Origin of the sequence: Acinetobacter sp. YH12131 (assembly GCF_013418635.1) — a bacterium.
Taxonomy (GTDB): domain Bacteria; phylum Pseudomonadota; class Gammaproteobacteria; order Pseudomonadales; family Moraxellaceae; genus Acinetobacter; species Acinetobacter towneri.
The window spans coordinates 12,582-34,043 of record NZ_VPBQ01000011.1 but is presented as its reverse complement, the minus strand read 5'-3'; the positions used below and the strand labels follow the sequence as shown (position 1 = coordinate 34,043).

Below are 21,462 nucleotides of genomic sequence, written 5' to 3'. Positions count from 1 at the left end.
AATTGTCTTTAACCATTTTTACTTATTTCGAATGAATAATTATGAACCCAAATACTTCTTTAGATAACGAAGATACGATTGATTTAAAGGAATTATTTTTTTCACTTATAGAGCAGTGGAAAACTATTATTCTTTGCATTCTTATTGCTTTAGTCAGCGCTTTTTTATATTTAACGAGCACAACACCTATTTATCAAACTGACGCATTAATAGAGGTTAAATCAAACAAATCAAGCCCTTTAGCTGGATTAAGCTCGGAAATGGCTGCAATGGCAAGTTTTGCAGGCTTAGGTGGAGTTGGCGGTTCTTCTATACAAAGTGAAACTGAGTTATTAAAGTCTCGTGCTATTTTTGGAAAAGCCATTCAAGATTTACATTTAGATATACATTTCTCTCCTAAAATAAATACGCTTCAAAAAATTCTATCTAATGATGATTTTATTAAATCATATACAACTCAAGGTTTATCTATTTCTTTAAAAAATAAAAATCAAAATTTAAGTATATCTGAGTTTAAAATACCTAAATTTTATGAAAATAAAGAGTTGCTACTTGCTTTCAAAAACAATACTTATACAATTTTTGATAATAAAACAGAGCAGATTTTAAAGAAAGGAATAGTAGGTCAACCGCTAGTAGATGGTACTTGGAGTATTCATATTTCTGGCAACTTAACATCTGAACAAGAATTCATAATTCAAAAGAGTTCTTTACCGAATGCTATGTCTAATATTTTGAAAAAATTTAATGTCAGTGAAAAGGGTAAGGGAAGCAGTATACTCGAGCTCACCTATCAAGGTGAGAATCCAGAAAACATCCCAACTATTCTCAATACAGTTTTAAATATTTACAAACAACAAGATATCACTCGAAGTGTTATCGACAAAGATCAGCAAGTTGCTTTTTTAGAAAAGCAACTACCAGATTTAAAGGCAGAATTAAATAACTCAGAACGTCAGTTCAATCAGTTTAGAGAAAAATATGGCACTGTAGATGTTAAAGAGGAATCAGAACTTTATCTTAATCAAACAATGCAATTAGAAATCCAAAAAGTTCAACTCCAGCAAAAGCAAGCAGAGCTAAGCGCTCAATATACAAACGAACATCCAGCAATGCAGGCTATTAGTGCTCAACTGAATGCTCTTAATACTAAAATTAATGAAGTAAACAATAAAGTAAAACAGTTACCAGAAATTCAACGTTTATACTTACAGTATTATCGTGATGTTGAAGTCAAAAATCAGCTATATACAGGCTTATTAACCACTTATCAAAGCTTGAATGTAGCTAAAGCAGGCGAGTTAGGCAAAGTCAATATTATTGATTATGCCATGGAACCCACCTCTCCTATTAAACCTAAAAGATTAATTGTTTTAGTTCTTTCTATTTTTATGGGTGGCTTTATTGGTGTTTTAATTGCTTTATTACGAAATATGCTCAATTCTGGTCTTCGGAATATTTCACCTATCGCAAACCAATATCATTTAAAGAATATAGGAAAGGTGATCTATAGTAATCAACTTGATAGTGCTTCTAAATCTTTTACACCTTTATTAGCAGCTTCCCAACCAACAGAAATAGTTGTGGAACAAATGCGCCAAATTTCGACTACCCTTTACTATCACGCACAAAATGCAGCTAAGCCAATTGTACAAGTGATAGGTACACACAAAAACACAGGTAATTCAACATTAATCGCAAACATTGCAGTTGTTTTAGCACAAATGAATTTAAAAGTATTGTTAATCGATTGTGATTTAAAAGATGGGAAATTAAAGCAATTCTTTAATATTTCAACAAGCCTAGGTTTAAGTGACTATTTAAACAATTCTGAAACTATTTTAAATTCGATTGTGAGCCCTACATCACAAACCAATCTTGACTTGATACATAGTGGTAACTTTTCTGGAATTTCTGCTTCTTTACTCAGTAGCCCTAAAATGACTGCTTTATTAGATAGTGTGGTCACTGATTATGATTTGGTATTAATTGATAATGCAGCAATGCAAGAATCATCAGATGGCTCTATACTAGCCAAACACATTGATACAAATATTTTAGTCACAAGATTTAACTCTTCTACGCTAGAACAAATCGAAACTGCTTTGGAAAACTTTGGTAATTCAGGACTTAAGTTTGATGGAATCATTTTAAATATGGCAAAAAACTCACTGATTTAGAGGAAGCTGTATTTAAATTAAAGTTGCTAATTAACTACTCAAAAATTAGGGATCGAAAGTTTAATTTACGATCCCTCAACCAAATATTAAGTTATAGACTATTCAAACTAATAGTTTAGCCAATAGTTCTAGGAATAAAACATGTCCAAATTTAGAAGTTTCCTTTTTATATTAAGTTTAAGCTCCTCCTTCACCTTTGCCCAAGGCATTGTCTTAAATGACCAAAACTTACGTACCGATTTAAACTGGCTAAATCAGCAAGGCGTCATTCAAATTAGTACGTCAACTTGGCCTATGAGTGGTGATGAAATTCAACGTGCACTTTCTCAAGCCAAAGTCAGCAACAACAATCAACAGAAAGTCATCGATGCAGTGGTGGCACATTTAAATGCCAATAACCAACTGCTCAAAGCCTCGTTTTTTGCAGAAACAGATCAAAAAAATATTCCACAAGCCTTTGGCGACCAACAAAAGGCGCAATATCAGGCAGGCTTGGAACTCAATGCAGGCAATCAACACTGGGATGCTAAAATTCGGGTCAATGCAGAAAAAGACCCACAAATTGATAACGATCAAGATGTCAATGTTGAAGGTTCCTATATTGCAGCCAAGCTTTGGAATCAATGGCTGATTGCAGGTCAAATCCCAACCTACTGGGGGCCTGCACATGACGGCAGCTTAATTCGTGGTGATGCTAGCCGCCCAGTTTACGGCGTAACCATGCAGCGTGCTGAACAACAAGCTTTCAGCAACAAATGGCTGTCTTGGATTGGTCCATGGCAATATCAAGCCTTTGCAGGTCAATTGCATGATTATGATGATGTACCCGATGCCAAATTGATTGGTTTACGTGTCACTGCACAACCGCTACCTTATTTCGAACTTGGGGCATCACGTATGATGCAGTGGGGTGGGGGTGATCGTTCAGAAAGTCTATCCACACTTTGGAATGCAATCAAAGGCAACGATAACTTTAATAACAGTGATGATGATAAATCTAACCAAGTTGCAGGTTTTGATGCACGCTTAAACCTACAGCTATTGCTACAAGTGCCAATCGGTATCTATGCACAATACGCAGGTGAAGATGAAGCTGGTGGCTTACCTTCAAAAAAAATGTATTTGGCTGGGGTAGACTATTCATCGAGCTATCAAAATATGCCGTTCCAACTCTATACCGAATGGGCAGATACCCGTACTAACGGTAAAGCACAAGGTATTACCTATAACCACCATGTCTACACTGATGGTTTCTATCAACATGGCTATCCTTTAGCGCATGCCATGGGCGGTGATGGACAAATTATTTCAGTCGGTGGTGATATTCGTTTTGATCGTATGAACCGCGTGAATGCACGTATGTTGTTTGCCAAATTTGATCAGGCGGCTAATCGACCAGTGAGAGGCGAAACCAATAAAGCTTTCCCAGAAAAAGATCAGTTAAAAGCTTTGGATTTGACTTGGACACACTATTTACGTCCAGATATTCCACTTAAACTGAATGGCTGGATTAGCGATTCAGATGTCCATGGCAATGATGGTGGTGCATCGATTGGCATTGAATTTCCCTTAGAAAAAGGGCTGTTTTCATATTAAATCTACCCGCTAGACCGAAATACTTCGTGGATGAGATCGACACCGATTTCATCCATTTTTCTAAGATTAAAAATTCAGCGCAACTCAATTATTTAACGCAAAATTTCAGGCAACGCCTTATAACTACCGCTTTTGCTTAATTCAATTTTCATTTTTTGCAGCATTTGATACGGTTGCTGCTGCACAAACATATTCACAAAACTTAAAGGAATCGAGCCTTCAGGGTTGGCGTAGCCATAGGTACTGACTTTGACTTTGTGATTGCCCAATTTCTGAAAAGTCCAATCGCCCTCATACTGCCGAATACGCACATAGTCAGGATTTAGCGGATAGCCGCCTTCAATGGCTGTGTTTTGAATGCTGATAATCCCCTGTGCATCTTTGCTCATTTTGCCTTTAACCACTAAATCACGATCTTTTAGCGGAAAAGGAAAATCCAGCACCATATACAGCAAGAACTCACCTTTTTGGTCATCACGTGACAAGACTTTGACACTGCCCACATAAGGCACCCATTTCACGGCATGATCGACATCTAAAATTAAAGCTGCTGCTTTTTCTAAAGGCACATTAAAGGTGGTTTCTGCCTTGTATAAAAATACAGGACTAGACTGCTGTTGATAGGTCCAGACTTTGATATTGTTTTTATGAATACTGAGTTTGGCATGTTCAAGGCTTTGCGCATGCGTGATACAGCTACAGGCAATCATGCCAAGAATTGGCAGAATTTTTTTCATTATCTTGTGCATCTTATTTTAGTTTTGTGTGGAGTCTGATGCTTCATCATCCATGACATCAGACCCTAGTTTTAACTGCAGATCACGATTTGTTCAAGCAATTTTTATTATTTTATCGTCAGCGGCGATTTAAACTTGAATATCGTTAAAGCCTAGTACATCTTTCATGTCATATTTACGGGCTTCACGTCCAACCACCCAAGCAGCTGCACGAACAGCACCTGCAGCAAAGTTCATACGGTTAGTGGCTTTGTGAGTAATTTCCACACGCTCGCCATCGGCAATAAACATCGCAGTATGCTCACCCACAATGTCGCCACCGCGAATGGTTTGGAAACCAATGCTTTTACGTTCACGTGGCCCTGTGTGTCCTTCACGGCAGTAAACAGCATCTTGTTTTAAATCACGACCTAAAGTTTCTGCAATGGCCTCACCCATCATTAATGCAGTACCTGATGGTGCATCGACTTTATGACGGTGGTGCGCTTCAATCACTTCAATATCTACGCTATCACCAAAGACTTTGGCTGCCAATTCCAACAGTTTAATAGATACGTTTACCCCTACTGAATAGTTGGCGGCATATACCACAGGCGTCTGTTGAGCCGATTCTTCTAAGAGTGCTTTTTGTTCATCATTCATGCCTGTGGTGCCAATCACAATCGCCACGCCTGCTTCACGACAAAGCTTTAAGTGCTGTGCAGTGGCGGCTGGTGCGGTAAAGTCGATCATGACATCGCAGTCAGCTAATACTTGCTCTAGGCTACCCACCACTTTCACGCCCAGTGTACCTACACCTGCCAACTCTCCTGCATCTGCACCCAATAAACTGCTTTCTGGACGCTCTACTGCGGCAGCCAATTGGTAGCCTGCTTCTTGAACAGCTTGAATTAAGATGCGTCCCATGCGGCCGCCTGCGCCTAATACACCAATGCGTGGAGTTGCTGACATAGCATATTCCTAAAATAGATTCTAAATTGTGCTTACTATATCAAAACTCGCTGCCTAGACTAAGTTTGTCAGCCAAGTTTCTGGGTTTATTTTTATCGGAAAGCAACTGTGACAGTATGCTAAAGGTCACTTTAAATGCCACTGGCAAACTTTTATCAAAGCGATGCTAAAAATTTATCTGGAAATGCTCATTTTTTATTTTTATTTCACAAATTTGCAAACTTGTATGCGCAGACTAGCCTGCACGAATGATAACAACTGCAAAAATTAAAGGGGGATTTACATGCATTCGAAGAAAATTGTATTGGCATTATTGTTGGGCATGAGCACAGCATCCGTATTTGCAGAGCCTGCACTTCAAGAAGGTGATACGCTTGAAAGCCTGTCTAAAGTCCGTATTAGCGTGACGCTACAAGAACCTCTTGCTGTTGAAGTCGATGCACCTGAACTAGAAGAAACAGCAGCAGAACATGGGGTTGTTGCAAGCGCTCAACCACAAACTGTCGTTAAAACAGCAACCACTGAAATGGTGGATGTTTTAGAGATTGATGTACCTGAAGTCGAATAAGCGTGCAGCAGATACAACAAAGGCGATCCTTAAGATCGCCTTTATTTTTTGAGTTTAGATCAGGTTGTGCTTCGACATACCTAATCTAAGTTTCCTTAATCAAATAAACGATCAAAGAAAGACTTCTTCTTTGGTGATGACTGACTGCCCTCACCTTCCATCGTCGTCTGTAATTCTTTTAACAATTCACGCTGACGTGCAGTTAAATTCACAGGTGTTTCCACCACAATACGGCAGAGTAAATCGCCCTGCATACTGGTACGCACAGGTTTTACCCCTTTACCACGCAAACGGAACAATTTACCCGTTTGTGTTCCCTCAGGTACTTTCAGGCTCACGCGACCATCTAGAGTAGGAATTTCAATTTCCTTACCTAAAGCAGCATCGGCAATGCTAACAGGCACATCCATATACAGATCAGCACCATCACGCTGGAAGATTTCGTGCTCACGCACCACCACTTCTACATATAGGTCGCCCGATTGACCATCACGAATCGCTTCACCTTTACCTGTTAAGCGTACGCGGTCGCCATTGTCCACCCCTGCAGGAATGGTCACCTCAAGGGTTTGCTGACGATCTGACACACCCGAACCATGACATTTTTTACATGGGTTCTTGATAATTTTGCCCTGACCACGACAAGTGCTACAGGTTTGCTGTACCGAGAAGAAACCTTGCTGCATGCGTACTTGACCCGCACCATGACAGGTTGGACAAGTTTCAACATCATTTGGATTTTCTGAGCCTTTACCATCACAAGCTTCACATGGCGCAGGTGCTGTAAAGGTGATGGTTTTCTTAACGCCTTTGACTGCTTCTTCAAGCGTCAATTCCATCACATAGCGTAAGTCTGAACCACGGCGTTGACGTTGCTGGCCACGCCCCCCCCCACCAAAGGCTCCACCGAAAATATCCCCAAACTGGCTGAAAATATCTTCCGCACTGAAACCACCGAAGCCGCCAGCACCACCGCCCATACCACCTTCAAAGGCTTGATGGCCCATACGGTCGTACATGCTGCGTTTTTCGCTGTCTGACAGAACTTCATACGCTTCTGAAGCTTCTTTAAACTTCTCTTCAGCTTCAGGATTGTCCGGGTTACGGTCTGGATGATATTTCATCGCCAACTTACGGTAGGCTTTTTTAATTTCATCATCACTAGCGGTTTTAGAGACGCCCAAAACCTCATAATAATCACGTTTAGCCATGTCTGGCGATGCTCCTCACGGAATTCTATTTAAAACTTAACTGAAGTCTGAAATTGGGGTCAAACTGAGTTTTACAAGGGAAAGCTGTTAAAAATTTTAGCTGAAGTGCTTTAGATGAAGTTCAAGCCATTAGAACACAGCTTTATTTTTCAAAAATTTGGATAGCCCTTTAATCCAAGCATTGATTAAAAATAAGAAGGCAATCACGGCAAAGACCACACCTGCTACGGTGCAGGCTTTGACCCATAAAAAGGCATCCCAAGGAAAGAAGGCCAATGGAATAAACCACAATGCAGCAAACATTGCCAATACCGTATAAATCAGCACATTGCGCATGACCCATAAAGCCTGCGCCTGTAACCAGACTTCAGTGCTATCGACCACAATCACTTTTCGTGCATACCAATACGCCAATGCACCACTCACCACAGTAAATAAAGCAAAAAACATAAACACGTAAGAGATCGCAACGGAACGGCGAAACTTTAACAAGTTATCTTGCTTCATAATGTGATTAAACCCCATCTGTGCCGTGCTTTATTTTTTAATCTGGCGCATGCTGTAACGTATGCAAAGGCTGAAAAATATAAGGTGCTACTATATTGAAATTTTCCAAGTTTCGCACCCGTTATTATGTCACTTTTACAGATTATGTGGATTTTTTTTCACTTTAAACCACTGGGCGTATAACGCAGGTAAAAAGAACAGAGTTAATAAGGTCGCGACAATTAATCCACCCATAATTGCCACAGCCATCGGGCCAAAGAAAATACTGCGAGAAAGTGGAATCATGGCCAAAACAGCCGCTAATGCTGTGAGGACAATTGGACGACAACGGCGTACCGTGGCGTTAATAATCGCATCCCACTGTAACTCTCCTGCTCGAATATCCTGCTCAATCTGATCAATTAAAATCAAAGAGTTCCGCATGATCATGCCCGATAAGGCAATGGTACCGAGCATCGCCACAAAACCAAAGGGTTTATTAAACAGCAACAGAAACAACACCACACCTATAATGCCGAGTGGTGCAGTCAAAAATACAATGAATGCACGTGACATACTGCGTAGCTGAATCATCAACAAAGTCATCACCACCGCCAGGAAAAATGGCATGCCTGCATTGACTGACTTTTGCCCGCGTGCTGACTCTTCAACCGTACCACCCACTTCAATTAAATAACCACTTGGCAATTTTTCACGCAAGGCTGCCATCGGCTCAGACAATTCTGCCACCACCGTTGCAGGTTGCGAATTGCTACGAATATCGCCACGTACGGTAATGGTCGGCAAACGGTTACGATGCCAAATTAAGCCTTCTTCAAAACGGTATTCAATTTGGGCAATTTGGGCCAACGGCACCGATGTTCCACGTGAAGTCGGTATAGCCAAACTGCTTAAAGATGCGACATCTAGGCGCTCAGTTTTATCGCCACGTAAACGGATTTCAATCAGTTCACGTTTTTCACGATACTGATTAATTGCCGCGCCACTGATAGAGCTATTGAGGTAGTTAGCCAAATCCAGACTCGACACTCCCATTTGACGGGCACGGTCTTGATCAATTTGCAATTGAATGACTTTGCTCGGCTCACCCCAATCTAAATGCACATTGGTACTGTTTGGATTGGCACTGATGGTGGCTGCGACTTGCTGCGCCCATTGTCGTACTTGTGCCAAGTCTTCACCTGACACGCGGAATTGCAATGGATAACCCACTGGTGGGCCATTTTCCAATAACGACACGCGAGTACGCACCTCTGGCAGCAATAAACGAATTTGTTCAGATAAATTGCGACGAATTTCATTGCGGTCTTCTAAGGACGATGCCAACACCACAAATTGGGCAAAACTGGCCTGCGGTAATTGCTGATCTAAGGGCAAATAGAAACGCGGCGAACCTGTGCCAACATAGGCTACATAATTGTCGATGCCTTGTTGTTGCGCCAAGAACTTTTCAACTTTTTTAACGGCTGCTTCTGTGGCTGTTAAAGACGCACCTTCTTCAAGCTTTAAATCGACCAAAATTTCTGCCCGATTGGAAGGCGGAAAGAATTGCTGCGGTACCAATTTAAACATGGCAATGGATAGGACAAAAATGGCCACGGTCGCTGCAATGACGGTTTTACGATAGCGCACACAGGTATTGACCCAACCTCGAAACACTTGATAAAAGCGGGTTTGATATGGGTCGTGTAATTCACCTGTTGGCTGTAGCACAGGCTGCGGCTCAGCTTGTTTACCTAAACGCGCCCAAAGACGTTGATACCACGGCGCTCGCTGTGCATGACGCTGAAAATCTGGCAATAATTTATCGCCCAGATACGGCACGAATAGCACGGCAGCAAACCAGGACACCACCAAAGCTATGGTGACCACTTGGAAAATTGAACGGGTATATTCCCCTGTACTTGAGGCTGCTGTGGCAATGGGTAAAAAACCTGCCGCGGTAATCAATGTCCCTGTCAGCATAGGGAAAGCAGTGGTACGCCACGCATGACCTGCGGCTTGCAAGCGGCTATAGCCCTGCTCCATCTTAATTGCCATCATTTCAATGGCGATAATGGCATCATCCACGAGCAATCCGAGGGCTAAAATAAGCGCACCGAGTGAAATCTTATGCAGTCCGACATCAAACAAATGCATACCTGCAAAAGTCATCGCCAAGACCAGTGGAATGGAAAATGCCACCACCAAGCCCGTGCGAAAACCCAGTGAAAAGAAGCTGACCAAGAGCACGATAATCACCGCCTCAGCCAACACTTTCATAAATTCATTGACGCTGTGTTTTACCGCAACAGGCTGATCAGAAACTTTTTGCAGTTGCATGCCCAAAGGCAAGGTCTTTTGCAAACGGGCAAATTCTGTTTCCAGATTTTCACCCAAAGCCAGAATATCACCGCCTTTACGCATCGACACCGCAATGCCAATGCCATTTTCGCCCATAAAGCGCATACGCGGTTGAGCAGGTTCGCTAAACCCACGATAGACCTCGGCAACATCGCCCAGTTGAATGGTGGTGCCATTCACCAACAGCGGCATTTGTTTCAACTCATCGACACTGTGCAACGCACCGCTGACACGTACCTGAATACGGTCTGAATGGGTTTCAAAAAAACCTGCGCTTGCCATGCTGTTTTGTTGTTGTAAGGCTTGCTGAATCGCGGTAACAGGAATACCGAGTTGCGCGGCTTTGGTGTTAGATAACTCAATCCATATTTTTTGATCTTGTAAACCCACCAAATTAACTTTGGCTACATCTTTGACCCGCTGTAATTGTAGCTGCAAACGGTCGGCATATTCTTTGAGGGTGGCGTAGTCATAGTCTGCGCCTGTCAGCACATAAATATTGCCAAAAGTGTCGCCAAACTCATCATTAAAAAATGGGCCTTGTACCCCTTGTGGCAGTTCATGGCGAATGTCATTGACCTTTTTACGCACCTTGTACCAAACATCTGGAATTTGGCTGGAGCGCATAGAATCTTTGGCAATAAAAGTCACCATGGACTCGCCCGGACGCGAATAGGCCATGATGCGTTCATAATCGCCCGTGCTCATCAATTCTTTTTCAATACGGTCAGTGACTTGTAACGAGACCTCTTTGGCGCTCGCTCCTGGCCAATAGGTTTGAATCACCATCACTTTAAAGGTAAACGGCGGATCTTCACTTTGTGCCAGTTTAGAGTAGGAAAAAATACCAACAATGCCCAACAACAGCATCAAGTAGACCACTAAACCCTTATTTTTTAATGCCCATTCGGATAAGTTAAAATTCATATTTTAACGCTCCGTCTGTGTAACAGCAGGAGCTGCCTGAGCTTTAGTATTGACCGCCTGTACAGTTTGATTGTCACGGTTAATTGGGCGGATTTTTTGTCGATCACGCAGTAAATGCACCCCACCCATCACCACATAATCTTGCGGCTGTAAGCCACTCAGTACAGGCACGCTGTCACGTCCATAAGTGCCCAATGTAACAGGAATTTGGCGCACGGTTGAGTCTGGCTGTAAGACCAAAACAAAAGCTTGTTGCCCTGTTGCCGACACGCTAGATAAAGGCACATATAAACCCTGATTGGCTTGGCGAGTCAGAAATACCCGCGCACTTTGCCCCAATTGAATCTGTGCATTGCCTTCACGTAAAGCCACTTTGACTTTAAAAGTACGCGACTGATCTGCCGCAGGGGAAATTTCTCGAACCGTACCTGCAAAACGGGTATCGGGTTGTGACCATAAGCTTACCGTTGCCTCTTGCCCGACCCGAATTTCACTCACCGCTTGTTCAGGCACGCCAATCACGACTTCACGCTCCCCATCAATCGCCAATAGATAAGCGACCTGCCCTGCCGCTAAAACCTGCCCAACTTCAATATTGCGTTCAGTAATCACACCATTTTTTGTGGCACGTAACTGGTTATAGTCGGTTTGATTACTGCTAACCGCATAATTGGACTGCGCCTGTTTCAACTGCGCCATGGCATGTTGATACTGGTTTTTGACTGCATCATATTGCGAGCGACTGACGGCATTCATGGGTAACAATTGCTGAAAACGCTGCAATTCATCACTAGCAATTTTTGCAGCAGATTGCGCACTTTCCAGTTGCGCACGTGCGGCATTGAGCTGTAATGCTGCATCTTGCACATCCAGAGTTGCTAAGACTTGCCCAACTTTGACCTGATCTCCCACATCGGCAAAACGCTGTGTAACTTGCCCTGCAACCCGAAATGCCAAAGCCGTTTGCTGACGAGCTTGCACCTCGCCTGCATAGCTTTTTTGCTCAAGATGTAAACTGCTAGGCTGGGTCACCATCACCAAAGGGACTTCCTGTTCAACCTCGGTTTTTTGCTTACTGCATCCAATTAGGGTGATACAGCACAGCAGCATCAGGCTGGCAATGAGATTCTGAGTCGTGTTCATCAGGTTTGCTCTTATTTAAACGTTTTTTTTAGGGCAGAATACGGTAGGGTTTGCTGACACTTCGTCTATGTTTGCGACAGCGCATATTTTTAGCTGATATAAGGCATGAGGCAGGAAACTTAGTCATTCTAAGTAACTGACTCATAACGTAATAGCAGTAAAAAATATGCTTGTTCCAAAGGACTGTGGCTAAAACTTTCTCAGATTGCGTTATGAAACTTGGTAATAGTCTCGCTATTCCCTTCGTTTCATGCCTGATCTGCTCAGTTTTAGCCTACAGCGCAAGCCATTTACGAAGTGCGTGCAAACCCCTATATTAAATTGATTATTTTTTAATTAATATACCACTGGGTACATTAATTAAAACTGAAGCGTCATTTTCCAGTTGTACTGATGCAAATTAGGATGAGCATGTGCAGATTCATGTCGGACGACCAAAAGATTTAGAAAAACGCCAACGCATTTTAATGTCGGCAAAACACTTGTTTTTAAAGTTGGGCTTTCATGGTTCTAGTATGAATCAGATTGCACGTGAAGCAGGCGTGACCAAATTAACGGTGTATAACCACTTTCAAGACAAAGCCACGTTATTTTCCTGTGCCATTGAAGAAACCTGTGAAAGTCTGCTCAAAGCACAACCTTTGGACTTGACTGCACATCGCAATTTTAAGCAGGCCTTATACCAAGCCTGTGAACTGTCCTTGAACTTGGTCAATATGCCTGAAGCGATTAAATTAGAGCACTTGCTGATGGAACTGGCCTCGGAGCAAAATCCGTTGGCATTGCAGTTTTACAATGCCTCACATGCCAAACTTCGCGCGATGTGGGAAAGCTTCTTTCGTCAAGCAGTAGAATTGCAGTTTATTCAGGCCGATGAACCAAAAACGCAAACTGAATTGATCGTTTCCTTACTGCATGGTTTACGTCACCATGAAGTTTTACTCGGTGTACGTGCCGTGCCCGATGCTGCACAATCTCAAAAGATTATTGAAGATGCGATTGGTATTTTTATGCTGCGTTATGGCTGAACAAGCTAATTTTGCAGCCTCATCATGCGAAATCTAACTCTCACCTTACACATATACGAATGATCAACTGACTCATATCTCCGTCCTGTATTTCTCTCCTAAATACTGCCACTTGGCACTATAACTTCAGATGCGCAAAATCCATGCAACTTTTGTAGATAGCCCGCTTGGATTGTATCTAAATCGGGGTATAGTCTTAACAGAGTAGAAAAACACAGAACATGGAGAACAACGAATGATTCAACAAATTGATGCTCCTCTACGCGATGACGTACGCTTACTTGGCAACTTATTGGGTGAAACCCTCAAGTTACACGCAGGACAAGATTTGTTTAATCAGGTCGAACAAATTCGTGCTTTGTCTAAAGGCGCGCGCGATGGACAAGCCGAAGCTGAAAAACAACTCGAACAACTGTTTTTAAGTCTAGAAGATGATGAAATCTTACCGCTCACCCGTGCCTTTACCCACTTTTTGAATTTTGCCAACATCGCTGAGCAATATCATGTGGTGCGGAGCCGTCGCCAAAGCGAATTTGATGAAAATGGCGTTTCTCCAAACCCGCTAGATCACTTATTTATCAAGTTTAAAGACAACCAAATTTCTGCAGAAACACTCTTTCAACAAGTCTGCGAGCTAAAAATTGAGTTGGTTTTAACTGCGCATCCGACTGAAGTCAGCCGTCGTACCCTCATTCAAAAATATGACGATATTAATGACTGCTTGTTTAAAATGGATCAGCAAAAACTGACACCACGTGAACGTCAGGCAGTTTTGGCAGATTTAAAACAGCTGATCAGCTCGGCTTGGCAAACCGATGAAATTCGCCAACATCGCCCAACCCCTGTCGATGAAGCCAAATGGGGCTTTACCACCATCGAACAGACCCTGTGGAATGCGGTGCCTAAATTCATGCGTGAATTAGACAGCATTGTGCAGGAACATTGTGGACAAAGCCTACCGCTGAGCGTTGCGCCTGTACGTTTTGCCTCTTGGATGGGCGGTGACCGCGATGGTAACCCGAATGTCACTCATAAAGTGACTCAAGAAGTATTATGGTTGTCGCGCTGGAAAGCAGCAGAACTGTATTTACGTGATATTGAAAACCTGCGTTGGGAACTTTCCATTCAGCAATGCAGCCCAGAATTGGCAGATGCTTTGGGACATTTCCATGCCGAGCCGTACCGTGAATATTTACGCGACACCCGCGAACGCCTAAAAGCCACCCGCGACTGGTTAGCAGCGAAACTGCAAGGCAAAGAGGCTGATGACAGTTTGGTCATCAAAAGCAAAGACGAACTGTTACAGCCTTTATTGCTGTGTTATCGCTCGCTGACGGCTTGCCAATTATCAGACATTGCGAACGGCAAATTGTTGGATTTAATTCATCGTGTGAATTGTTTTGGTATTGAATTGCTAAAACTGGATATTCGCCAAGAGTCAGGACGTCATCGCCAAGCCATTTCTGCCATTACCGAATATTTAGGTTTGGGCAATTTTGAAACATGGACTGAACAAGCACGTCAGAACTTTTTGCTTCAAGAGCTGCAAAGCAAACGTCCGTTATTGCCAAAATTCATGCAGGAACCTGCACAAAGCCTGATTCAACATCCCGATGTGCAAGAAGTATTTGCCACCATGCGCACTCTGGCTGCACAGCCGCAGGAAAGTTTGGGTGCTTATATTATTTCCATGGCGGAATATCCAAGTGATGTGTTGGCGGTATTATTGCTGCAAAAAGAAGCAGGCATTCAGCATCCTTTACGTGTAGTGCCACTGTTTGAAACCCTGAAAGACTTGGATGGGGCTGCCCAGACCATGAATACCCTATTTAATATGCATTGGTACAAACAGCATATTCAGGGCAAACACGAGGTGATGATTGGCTACTCAGACTCCGCCAAAGATGCAGGGTTCATGTCTGCCAACTGGGCGCAGTACCGCGCGCAGGAAGAACTGACTGCGGTAGCGCAGCAACATGCTGTGCAGCTGACTTTATTCCATGGTCGCGGTGGTTCCATCAGCCGTGGCGGTGCACCAACACAACAAGCATTGTTCTCACAACCACCGGGTTCTATTTCAGGTGCAATCCGCGTCACCGAACAAGGTGAAATGATTCGTTTTAAATTTGGACTTGAAGGGGTTGCCTTACAAAATCTGGAAGTCTACACCGCTGCAACCTTAGAAGCGACGCTGATGCCACCACCTGTGCCGAAAGCAGAATGGCGCGAGTTGATGGATAACATGACCGAACTTTCAGTGCAGGTCTATCGTCAAACCGTGCGTGAAAATCCGCATTTTGTGAAATATTTACGCACCGTCACGCCAGAGCTAGAATTGCAGATGTTGCCACTCGGTTCACGTCCTGCGAAACGTAAAGTCAGCGGTGGAATTGAATCCTTACGTGCCATTCCATGGGTATTTGCATGGACACAAATCCGTTTGATGCTGCCTGCTTGGTTGGGTACAGGCGCAGCAATTAACCAAACGCTCGATCAGGGACAAAAAGCCACTTTGGATGAAATGCTCAGCGATTGGCCGTATTTCCAGACTTTAATTGATATGCTAGAAATGGTGCTATCTAAAGCCGACAGTAATATTGCCCTGTACTACGAATCTAACCTGACCGATGACGAAGACTTAAAACAACTGGGTGAGCAACTCCGTCAACGTCTGCGTGATGCTGTGACGACCCTACTGACCCTTAAAGGTGAATCGCAATTGCTCAGCAGCAATGATGTGCTAGATCAATCGATGCGGGTGCGTAAACCTTATTTATTGCCACTGCATTTGCTACAGGCAGAATTGATGAAACGTCGTCGTTTGTATTTGGCAGAACAGCATGCCGAACATACCCCTGTCGATCATGCCCTCATGGTGAGTATTGCAGGGATTGCAGCAGGCTTACGCAATACAGGTTAAGAGCTAACGAATAGCACAACAAGCAGAGTCATGCTCTGCTTGTGGCTCATTCACTCACTTAAACATGATTTGGGACGGATGACTACATATTAGGCTAAGTAGAAAAAATCATAAAAAAACATGATAACTGGCATTTTTTATGATTTCTGTCTCAACTTATTTGAATTATGCTTAGATTAGACAATAAATAAGAGTTTGGACTTGCCTATGCCAGAAAGCTCTACAATGACGACTTTATTAAAGCTAAAAATTTTTAATTTTTTCAAGGGTATAAAAATCTCCTCAGTTTAAATAACATCCAAAAATCACGTGTCGTCAGTGGCTTGGTTTTTTTCTTTCATTTACTCTTTTTAGTGGTACTTTGGCTCAGTCAAAGCCAACCCCTGTTTACCCCATACATGCTGCCATGGGTATTGGGTTGTTTAATATTGTATTTGCTGATTGCCTTGGTCTTTATATGTCATCAGCTATCGTATTCCTGAAAATCAGACCACACTCTATTATTTTCCAATTCTGTGTTTAGGCTTTTATAGCAGCTCACTCATGAGTATTGGCTATTTTCTGGGTCAAATGACGGTACTCACAGGCGTATTTACCATTGGCTCCATTTTTACAGGCTTATTGTTGTTTAAACGCAGCATTATCTTTTGGGGCACCATTCCCTGCTTGGTGGTATTTTACGGTGGTTCTTTGCTGACCTTGCGCAATATTATCCCCTATGCGCCCGTTTTTCAGCCCTATACGTTTACCAGTGCGGAATTCCAAAATTTCATGCTCATCAATAACTTGATTGGCAGCACCATCATTGGTGTTCTGTTGGCCATTTTATTTAATACTTTTTTGGGACGCTGGATGATTCGTGAAGAACATCAGCAACAACTAATTCTGCTTGATCCACTCACCCAAACTCTCAACCGACGCGGTTTAAGCATAAAATTCAACCAACTGGTGAATCAAAAACAATTGGCGGGGCAAAACAAAGAACACATCTGCCTTGCCCTGCTCGATTTAGACTGGTTTAAGCAAGTAAATGATCGCTATGGACACGATGGAGGGGATCAGGTACTCAAGCAAATTCCAAAAATTTTGCAAAAAAATCTACGCAGTGAAGATATTATCGGACGTTTTGGTGGCGAAGAATTTATGATTATTTTCTCCAATACCTCACCGCAAATTGCCCAAAATGTACTGGAACGCTGCAGAATTGCCATTGAACAACATCGTATTGCCTATGCAGAACATGAGATTCAAATTACCGCAAGTTTTGGTTTAAGTGCCTTATATATTTATCATACAGATCAACATGAATTAATTCAGCGTACTGATGCTGCGCTGTATAAAGCCAAGCAAAGTGGACGTAATAATGTGCAGCAAGATATTGAATCATGAATATTAATTTTGTATAAAATACAAACAAAAATCGCAGGTCATACAATTTTTTTTAAACTGCGACTATCACTAAGTGACTGCAATACATTCTTTAAATTTATAAATAAAATTACTTATTTATATTAAATGTAAATTTTATCAAATAGTAAAATTTAATCCTAAAAATAAACAGCTGATCTGTTTTCTGGCAAAATTTTTAAAAAATTTAGGCAATACAAGAGTATGATGTGCTCAATTTAGCTTTTGAGTGCTTACTTTATGTCCAATTGGTTTCCCAAATGGCGCCCTTATGAAGGCAGCATTGATGCACGTCCTGTAGGTACCAATGAGTATCTACCGCCTGCACAAACCGTTGTATTGGGGATACAACACGCATTTGCCATGTTTGGTGCCACTGTACTTGCACCTTTTTTAATGGGCTTTGATCCGAACCTTGCCATTTTAATGTCAGGAATTTGTACCATCCTGTTCTTTTTCATGACAGGTGGGCGTGTTCCAAGTTATTTAGGCTCAAGCTTTGCCTTTATTGGGGTGGTGATTGCTGCCACAGGCTATGCAGGCGCAGCAGGCGGTTTAAATGCCAATATTGGGGTTGCGGCAGGCGGGATTATTGCCTGCGGTATTTTATATGCCCTGATTGGCTTTTTGGTGATGGCTACTGGCACCCGCTGGATTGAAAAATTAATGCCACCTGTGGTGACAGGTGCGGTGGTGATGATCATTGGTTTAAACCTTGCTCCTGTCACGGTCAAAGCGGTTGCAGGCAATCCATTTAATATGTGGATGGCCTTGGTGACTGTGCTATGTATGGGCATGATTGCCGTATTTACCAAAGGTTTACTGCAACGCCTCTTGCTCCTGATTGGCTTGCTCATATCGTATCTGATCTATTTTGTAGTCACCAATGTCATGGGTTGGGGGACGCCAATTAACTTCGCACCGATTCAGCAAGCCGCTTGGTTTGGCGTACCAGACTTTCATGCGCCTGTATTTGATGTGAATGCCATGCTGATTATTGCCCCAATTGCCTTCATTTTGGTGGCAGAGAACTTGGGACACATTAAAGCAGTAGGTGCCATGACTGGTGAAAACCTCGATCCACACATTGGTAAAGCCTTTGTAGCCGATGGTGTTGCCACAACCCTTGCAGGTGGTGTCGGTGCACCGGGTATGACTACCTATGGTGAAAACATTGGGGTGATGGCTGTTACCCGCGTGTATTCCACGATTATTTTTGTGGTGGCGGGGGTCTTTGCTATTTTCCTTGGCTTATCACCAAAATTTGGGGCAATCATCCATACCATTCCTACCGCCATTTTAACGGGCGCTTCGATTGTGGTATTTGGTTTGATTACCATTGCTGGCGCGAAAATCTGGATTGAAAACAAAGTCGATTTTTCTAAAAACAAAAATCTGATGGTGGCTGCCGTGACCATTATTTTAGGAACGGGTGACTTTGCGTTGCAATTGGGCAGCTTTAACTTGGGCGGGATTGGGACAGCAACTTTTGCAGCCTTGTTCCTGAACTGGTTCTTTAGTTTGCGTGATCCATCCTAATCAGAACCTGCTGTCATCTGCTGTAACTAAGCAGATGCCGAAACAATGCAAAAAGACCGAACAACAATGATTGTTCGGTCTTTTTTTAGCTCAAACGGTCTGTCTAGAATAAACCGTTTTTAAGAGATCATGCTTTTGCTGTGGCTTATTTCTGTTTTTTAAGCTCTTGCTTAAGTTGCTTCAATTTGCCTTTATGTTTTGAAATCTTTTTCAAACGTGCTTTGATTTTTTGCTTCAAAGATTTAACTTGCTTAGCCATGGTATTACTCCTTAGTAAGGCTATTCGTTGCCATTGTGTTGTTTCACAAAACTACGAATAAATTTTCTTAATTCACGAGCAGCACTAGTATCAAGTTCTTCACATAAACGAATAAATTCATCACGTTCAGTACTATTAATACGAATTAAAAGTTGTCCATCTTTCTTGCCTGTCTTTATTTTTTTGATTTGCTCGTTCATTGCTGATCTCTCCAAAATAAAGACTGCTTTGCAAAAGATGTATATACAATATATATACTTTTCAGAATAATGCAAACTTACAATGTTAAAAAATGTAATAAAATCATAATCTTTTTTTTACCATAGCTTTTAAAAGCAACAGCAAAGCCAAGACAGGCAAGGCTTTGCGCTAAAAGCTGTCTATAGAAAAAATAAACATATTATTTTTAAAAATACTGTTTCGAGGTTAAAAATAAATACAGACACCGCAATTTTGCAGCGTAAAGGAAAGGATTGGCTGAGTTTGAAGTATCACGCCAAACTCATTAAAAACTTTTTAAGGGCGGAATTCTTTCAGTTCACGTTGAATAAAGTGCTGAATCATATCGTGGTACAAACGCTCAACCATATCAGGATCAACATCATGTTGCAGCGCAAGAGTACGCACTTTTTCAATGACTTCTTTCACTCGCTGTGGTGATTGCACATCTTCCACCGTCTGTTTATGGCGCATGGCTTGATCGACATAAAACTGACGTGATGCAATCAGTTCAATTAAAGCCACATCTATCTGATCAATCTTGTCACGTGCTTGTTGTAATGAGTTTACTTTTTCATTGTTCATGGGCTGGGGCTACACTTTCAGTTTCGTTTTCAATTTCACTCTTATACTTTTCTTCTAACACATTACTGAAAATACTTTCAATCATCCACACCCGATATAAGCTGTTAAATACATAACTTTGCCCATCAATGCGCAATTCCAGCACAGGAAAATCGGGCTGAGATTTCATCTCGCACAACATGTCATTTTCTTTGAGCAATTCAGCAACATCGGCTGTACTCAGTTGTTCTAGCTCTAATTCACGCTGCATCCGATCAAAATGTGCCTTAAAAGACATATCCTGCCCTCTCGTCCATACCGCCTGCAAAATACGATACATGGCATCGACGCGCTGTTCTTCAGGCACGCTGTAATACAGCTGCGCCATGTAAGTCGTGGCAGCTTCGGTTGGGCGGCAAAACGGCGTAAACGCAACATCAGTACGTTTAGATAAACGTGTTGCCAAACTCCAGTCAAACCAGTCGCGTCCATGATAAGATAAGGGATACACATTCAAATGGATATTGTAATAGGCAGCTAATTCTTCTTTGATATACGCCAATAACAACCAAGAAATCGGGTCTTCCAGTGCAATATACAAATCCAGTTCAGGGTCGAGTGCCTGAATTTCATTGAGTTCTTCGGCATCACTAATTAAATGTTCTCGCCATTCAATGTGATTGATCAAGAAAATAGGATTATCGGTGAGTAATTTTTGTTGTTTTAAACGGCGTGTCAAACGCAATAAATCATCGACCGCATGATATTTACGTCCACCAAACTCAAAATAACTGGCCAATACAGGTGCATCATCAAAAACCCGTTCAGGAAAATCCTGAATTTGATGATGACGGCTGGACATGGCATATAAAGTGCGTAATTTACCCGACTGCTTTTGCCACAGCATGTGAAACACATCTTCGAGTAAATACAAGAAATCTTGACCACGTAACGGCGTATGCCGCAAAATAGCTTCTGCCTGCATTAAGGCCTCTGCAGTCGGTGGTTCAGGGCTATCGTGAAAACTAAAACGGTGTTGTTTGGCAAGAATTTGTGCATCTTGAATACAATAATTTTGCCATTCTGCAGCCGACATTTGATTCGGTGCATCGCCACTTTGCCGCGAAATCACCACGGTTAAAGGTTTTAATTCATCGGCCAGAATATCTTCTAATTGCGGCAACTGCTGTACCGCCAAATAGCTATATACATCATCTAGACGTAAATACACACTCAGTCCGTGTTCCGTGGGCAACACCGCTTGCCGAGATGGTTTTTGATAAAACCAACTCGATCTGATCGGATCGAACCAACGGCGTAACAGTGACATGAGATTAGCCTCTAAAAAGAAAATCCTTGTGGT

The 21,462-nt window shown here is 42.3% G+C and carries 16 protein-coding genes; 7 read left to right on the top strand and 9 right to left on the bottom strand.

What is annotated here, in order from left to right:
* The first annotated feature begins 41 nt into the window (after nt 1–41).
* Together FTU66_RS09155 and FTU66_RS09150 are read left to right on the top strand one after the other, a co-directional pair.
* Nucleotides 42–2,180 (top strand): GNVR domain-containing protein, encoded by a 2,139-nt coding sequence (locus FTU66_RS09155; RefSeq protein ID WP_180112709.1) that lies wholly within the window; start codon nt 42–44, stop codon nt 2,178–2,180.
* Between the two features lie 141 nt (nt 2,181–2,321).
* Nucleotides 2,322–3,776: a capsule assembly Wzi family protein gene (locus FTU66_RS09150; RefSeq protein WP_180112708.1), complete on the top strand. Its 1,455-nt coding sequence runs from the start codon at nt 2,322–2,324 to the stop codon at nt 3,774–3,776.
* Nucleotides 3,777–3,868: 92 nt separating this feature from the next.
* Here FTU66_RS09150 and FTU66_RS09145 read toward each other — a convergent pair whose 3' ends face one another.
* Nucleotides 3,869–4,486 (bottom strand): START domain-containing protein, encoded by a 618-nt coding sequence (locus FTU66_RS09145; protein ID WP_373684822.1) that lies wholly within the window; start codon nt 4,484–4,486, stop codon nt 3,869–3,871.
* Between the two features lie 156 nt (nt 4,487–4,642).
* Entirely contained in the window at nt 4,643–5,464 is an 822-nt protein-coding gene (gene dapB, locus FTU66_RS09140) for a 4-hydroxy-tetrahydrodipicolinate reductase (protein WP_180112706.1), read from the bottom strand.
* Between the two features lie 283 nt (nt 5,465–5,747).
* Here dapB and FTU66_RS09135 point away from each other — a divergent pair, with 283 nt between their 5' ends.
* Nucleotides 5,748–6,032 carry a hypothetical protein gene (locus tag FTU66_RS09135; protein ID WP_180009316.1) on the top strand — a complete coding sequence of 95 codons (285 nt, stop codon included), beginning with the start codon at nt 5,748–5,750 and terminating at the stop codon, nt 6,030–6,032.
* Nucleotides 6,033–6,127: 95 nt separating this feature from the next.
* On the opposite strand, the gene dnaJ is transcribed toward FTU66_RS09135, so the two are convergent.
* The 4 genes from dnaJ to FTU66_RS09115 all read right to left on the bottom strand — a co-directional run bounded on the left by dnaJ (nt 6,128) and on the right by FTU66_RS09115 (nt 12,163).
* Complete coding sequence (gene dnaJ, locus FTU66_RS09130; RefSeq protein ID WP_004970338.1) at nt 6,128–7,243, bottom strand: molecular chaperone DnaJ; 1,116 nt, start codon at nt 7,241–7,243, stop codon at nt 6,128–6,130.
* 129 nt (nt 7,244–7,372) lie between these two features.
* The gene (locus FTU66_RS09125; protein ID WP_070154959.1) at nt 7,373–7,750 is read right to left on the bottom strand and encodes a hypothetical protein; all 378 of its coding nucleotides are present in this window, start codon (nt 7,748–7,750) and stop codon (nt 7,373–7,375) included.
* A 135-nt stretch (nt 7,751–7,885) separates the two neighbouring features.
* Nucleotides 7,886–11,020 carry an efflux RND transporter permease subunit gene (locus FTU66_RS09120; RefSeq protein ID WP_180112705.1) on the bottom strand — a complete coding sequence of 1,045 codons (3,135 nt, stop codon included), beginning with the start codon at nt 11,018–11,020 and terminating at the stop codon, nt 7,886–7,888.
* Between the two features lie 3 nt (nt 11,021–11,023).
* Nucleotides 11,024–12,163: an efflux RND transporter periplasmic adaptor subunit gene (locus tag FTU66_RS09115; protein WP_180112704.1), complete on the bottom strand. Its 1,140-nt coding sequence runs from the start codon at nt 12,161–12,163 to the stop codon at nt 11,024–11,026.
* A gap of 413 nt (nt 12,164–12,576) precedes the next feature.
* On the opposite strand from FTU66_RS09115, the gene FTU66_RS09110 reads away from it, so the two are divergent.
* The 4 genes from FTU66_RS09110 (at nt 12,577) to FTU66_RS09095 (ending at nt 19,057) form a co-directional block, all read left to right on the top strand.
* Nucleotides 12,577–13,191 (top strand): TetR/AcrR family transcriptional regulator, encoded by a 615-nt coding sequence (locus tag FTU66_RS09110; protein ID WP_179988876.1) that lies wholly within the window; start codon nt 12,577–12,579, stop codon nt 13,189–13,191.
* Nucleotides 13,192–13,426: 235 nt separating this feature from the next.
* Nucleotides 13,427–16,111, top strand: coding sequence for a phosphoenolpyruvate carboxylase (gene ppc, locus FTU66_RS09105; protein WP_131261313.1), 2,685 nt, complete (start codon nt 13,427–13,429; stop codon nt 16,109–16,111).
* A 441-nt stretch (nt 16,112–16,552) separates the two neighbouring features.
* Nucleotides 16,553–17,500, top strand: coding sequence for a GGDEF domain-containing protein (locus FTU66_RS09100; protein WP_180112703.1), 948 nt, complete (start codon nt 16,553–16,555; stop codon nt 17,498–17,500).
* Nucleotides 17,501–17,758: 258 nt separating this feature from the next.
* Entirely contained in the window at nt 17,759–19,057 is a 1,299-nt protein-coding gene (locus FTU66_RS09095; protein WP_004970352.1) for a solute carrier family 23 protein, read from the top strand.
* 279 nt (nt 19,058–19,336) lie between these two features.
* Here the strand turns inward: FTU66_RS09095 and FTU66_RS09090 are convergent, their stop codons facing one another.
* The 3 genes from FTU66_RS09090 to FTU66_RS09080 all read right to left on the bottom strand — a co-directional run bounded on the left by FTU66_RS09090 (nt 19,337) and on the right by FTU66_RS09080 (nt 21,429).
* Complete coding sequence (locus tag FTU66_RS09090) at nt 19,337–19,516, bottom strand: hypothetical protein (RefSeq protein WP_004970356.1); 180 nt, start codon at nt 19,514–19,516, stop codon at nt 19,337–19,339.
* Between the two features lie 316 nt (nt 19,517–19,832).
* Nucleotides 19,833–20,120, bottom strand: a complete 288-nt coding sequence (locus tag FTU66_RS09085; RefSeq protein ID WP_168541878.1) for a chorismate mutase — start codon at nt 20,118–20,120, stop codon at nt 19,833–19,835.
* Nucleotides 20,110–21,429, bottom strand: coding sequence for a hypothetical protein (locus tag FTU66_RS09080; RefSeq protein WP_180112702.1), 1,320 nt, complete (start codon nt 21,427–21,429; stop codon nt 20,110–20,112). Before FTU66_RS09080 ends, FTU66_RS09085 begins: the two co-directional genes overlap by 11 nt.
* Nucleotides 21,430–21,462: the final 33 nt, after the last annotated feature.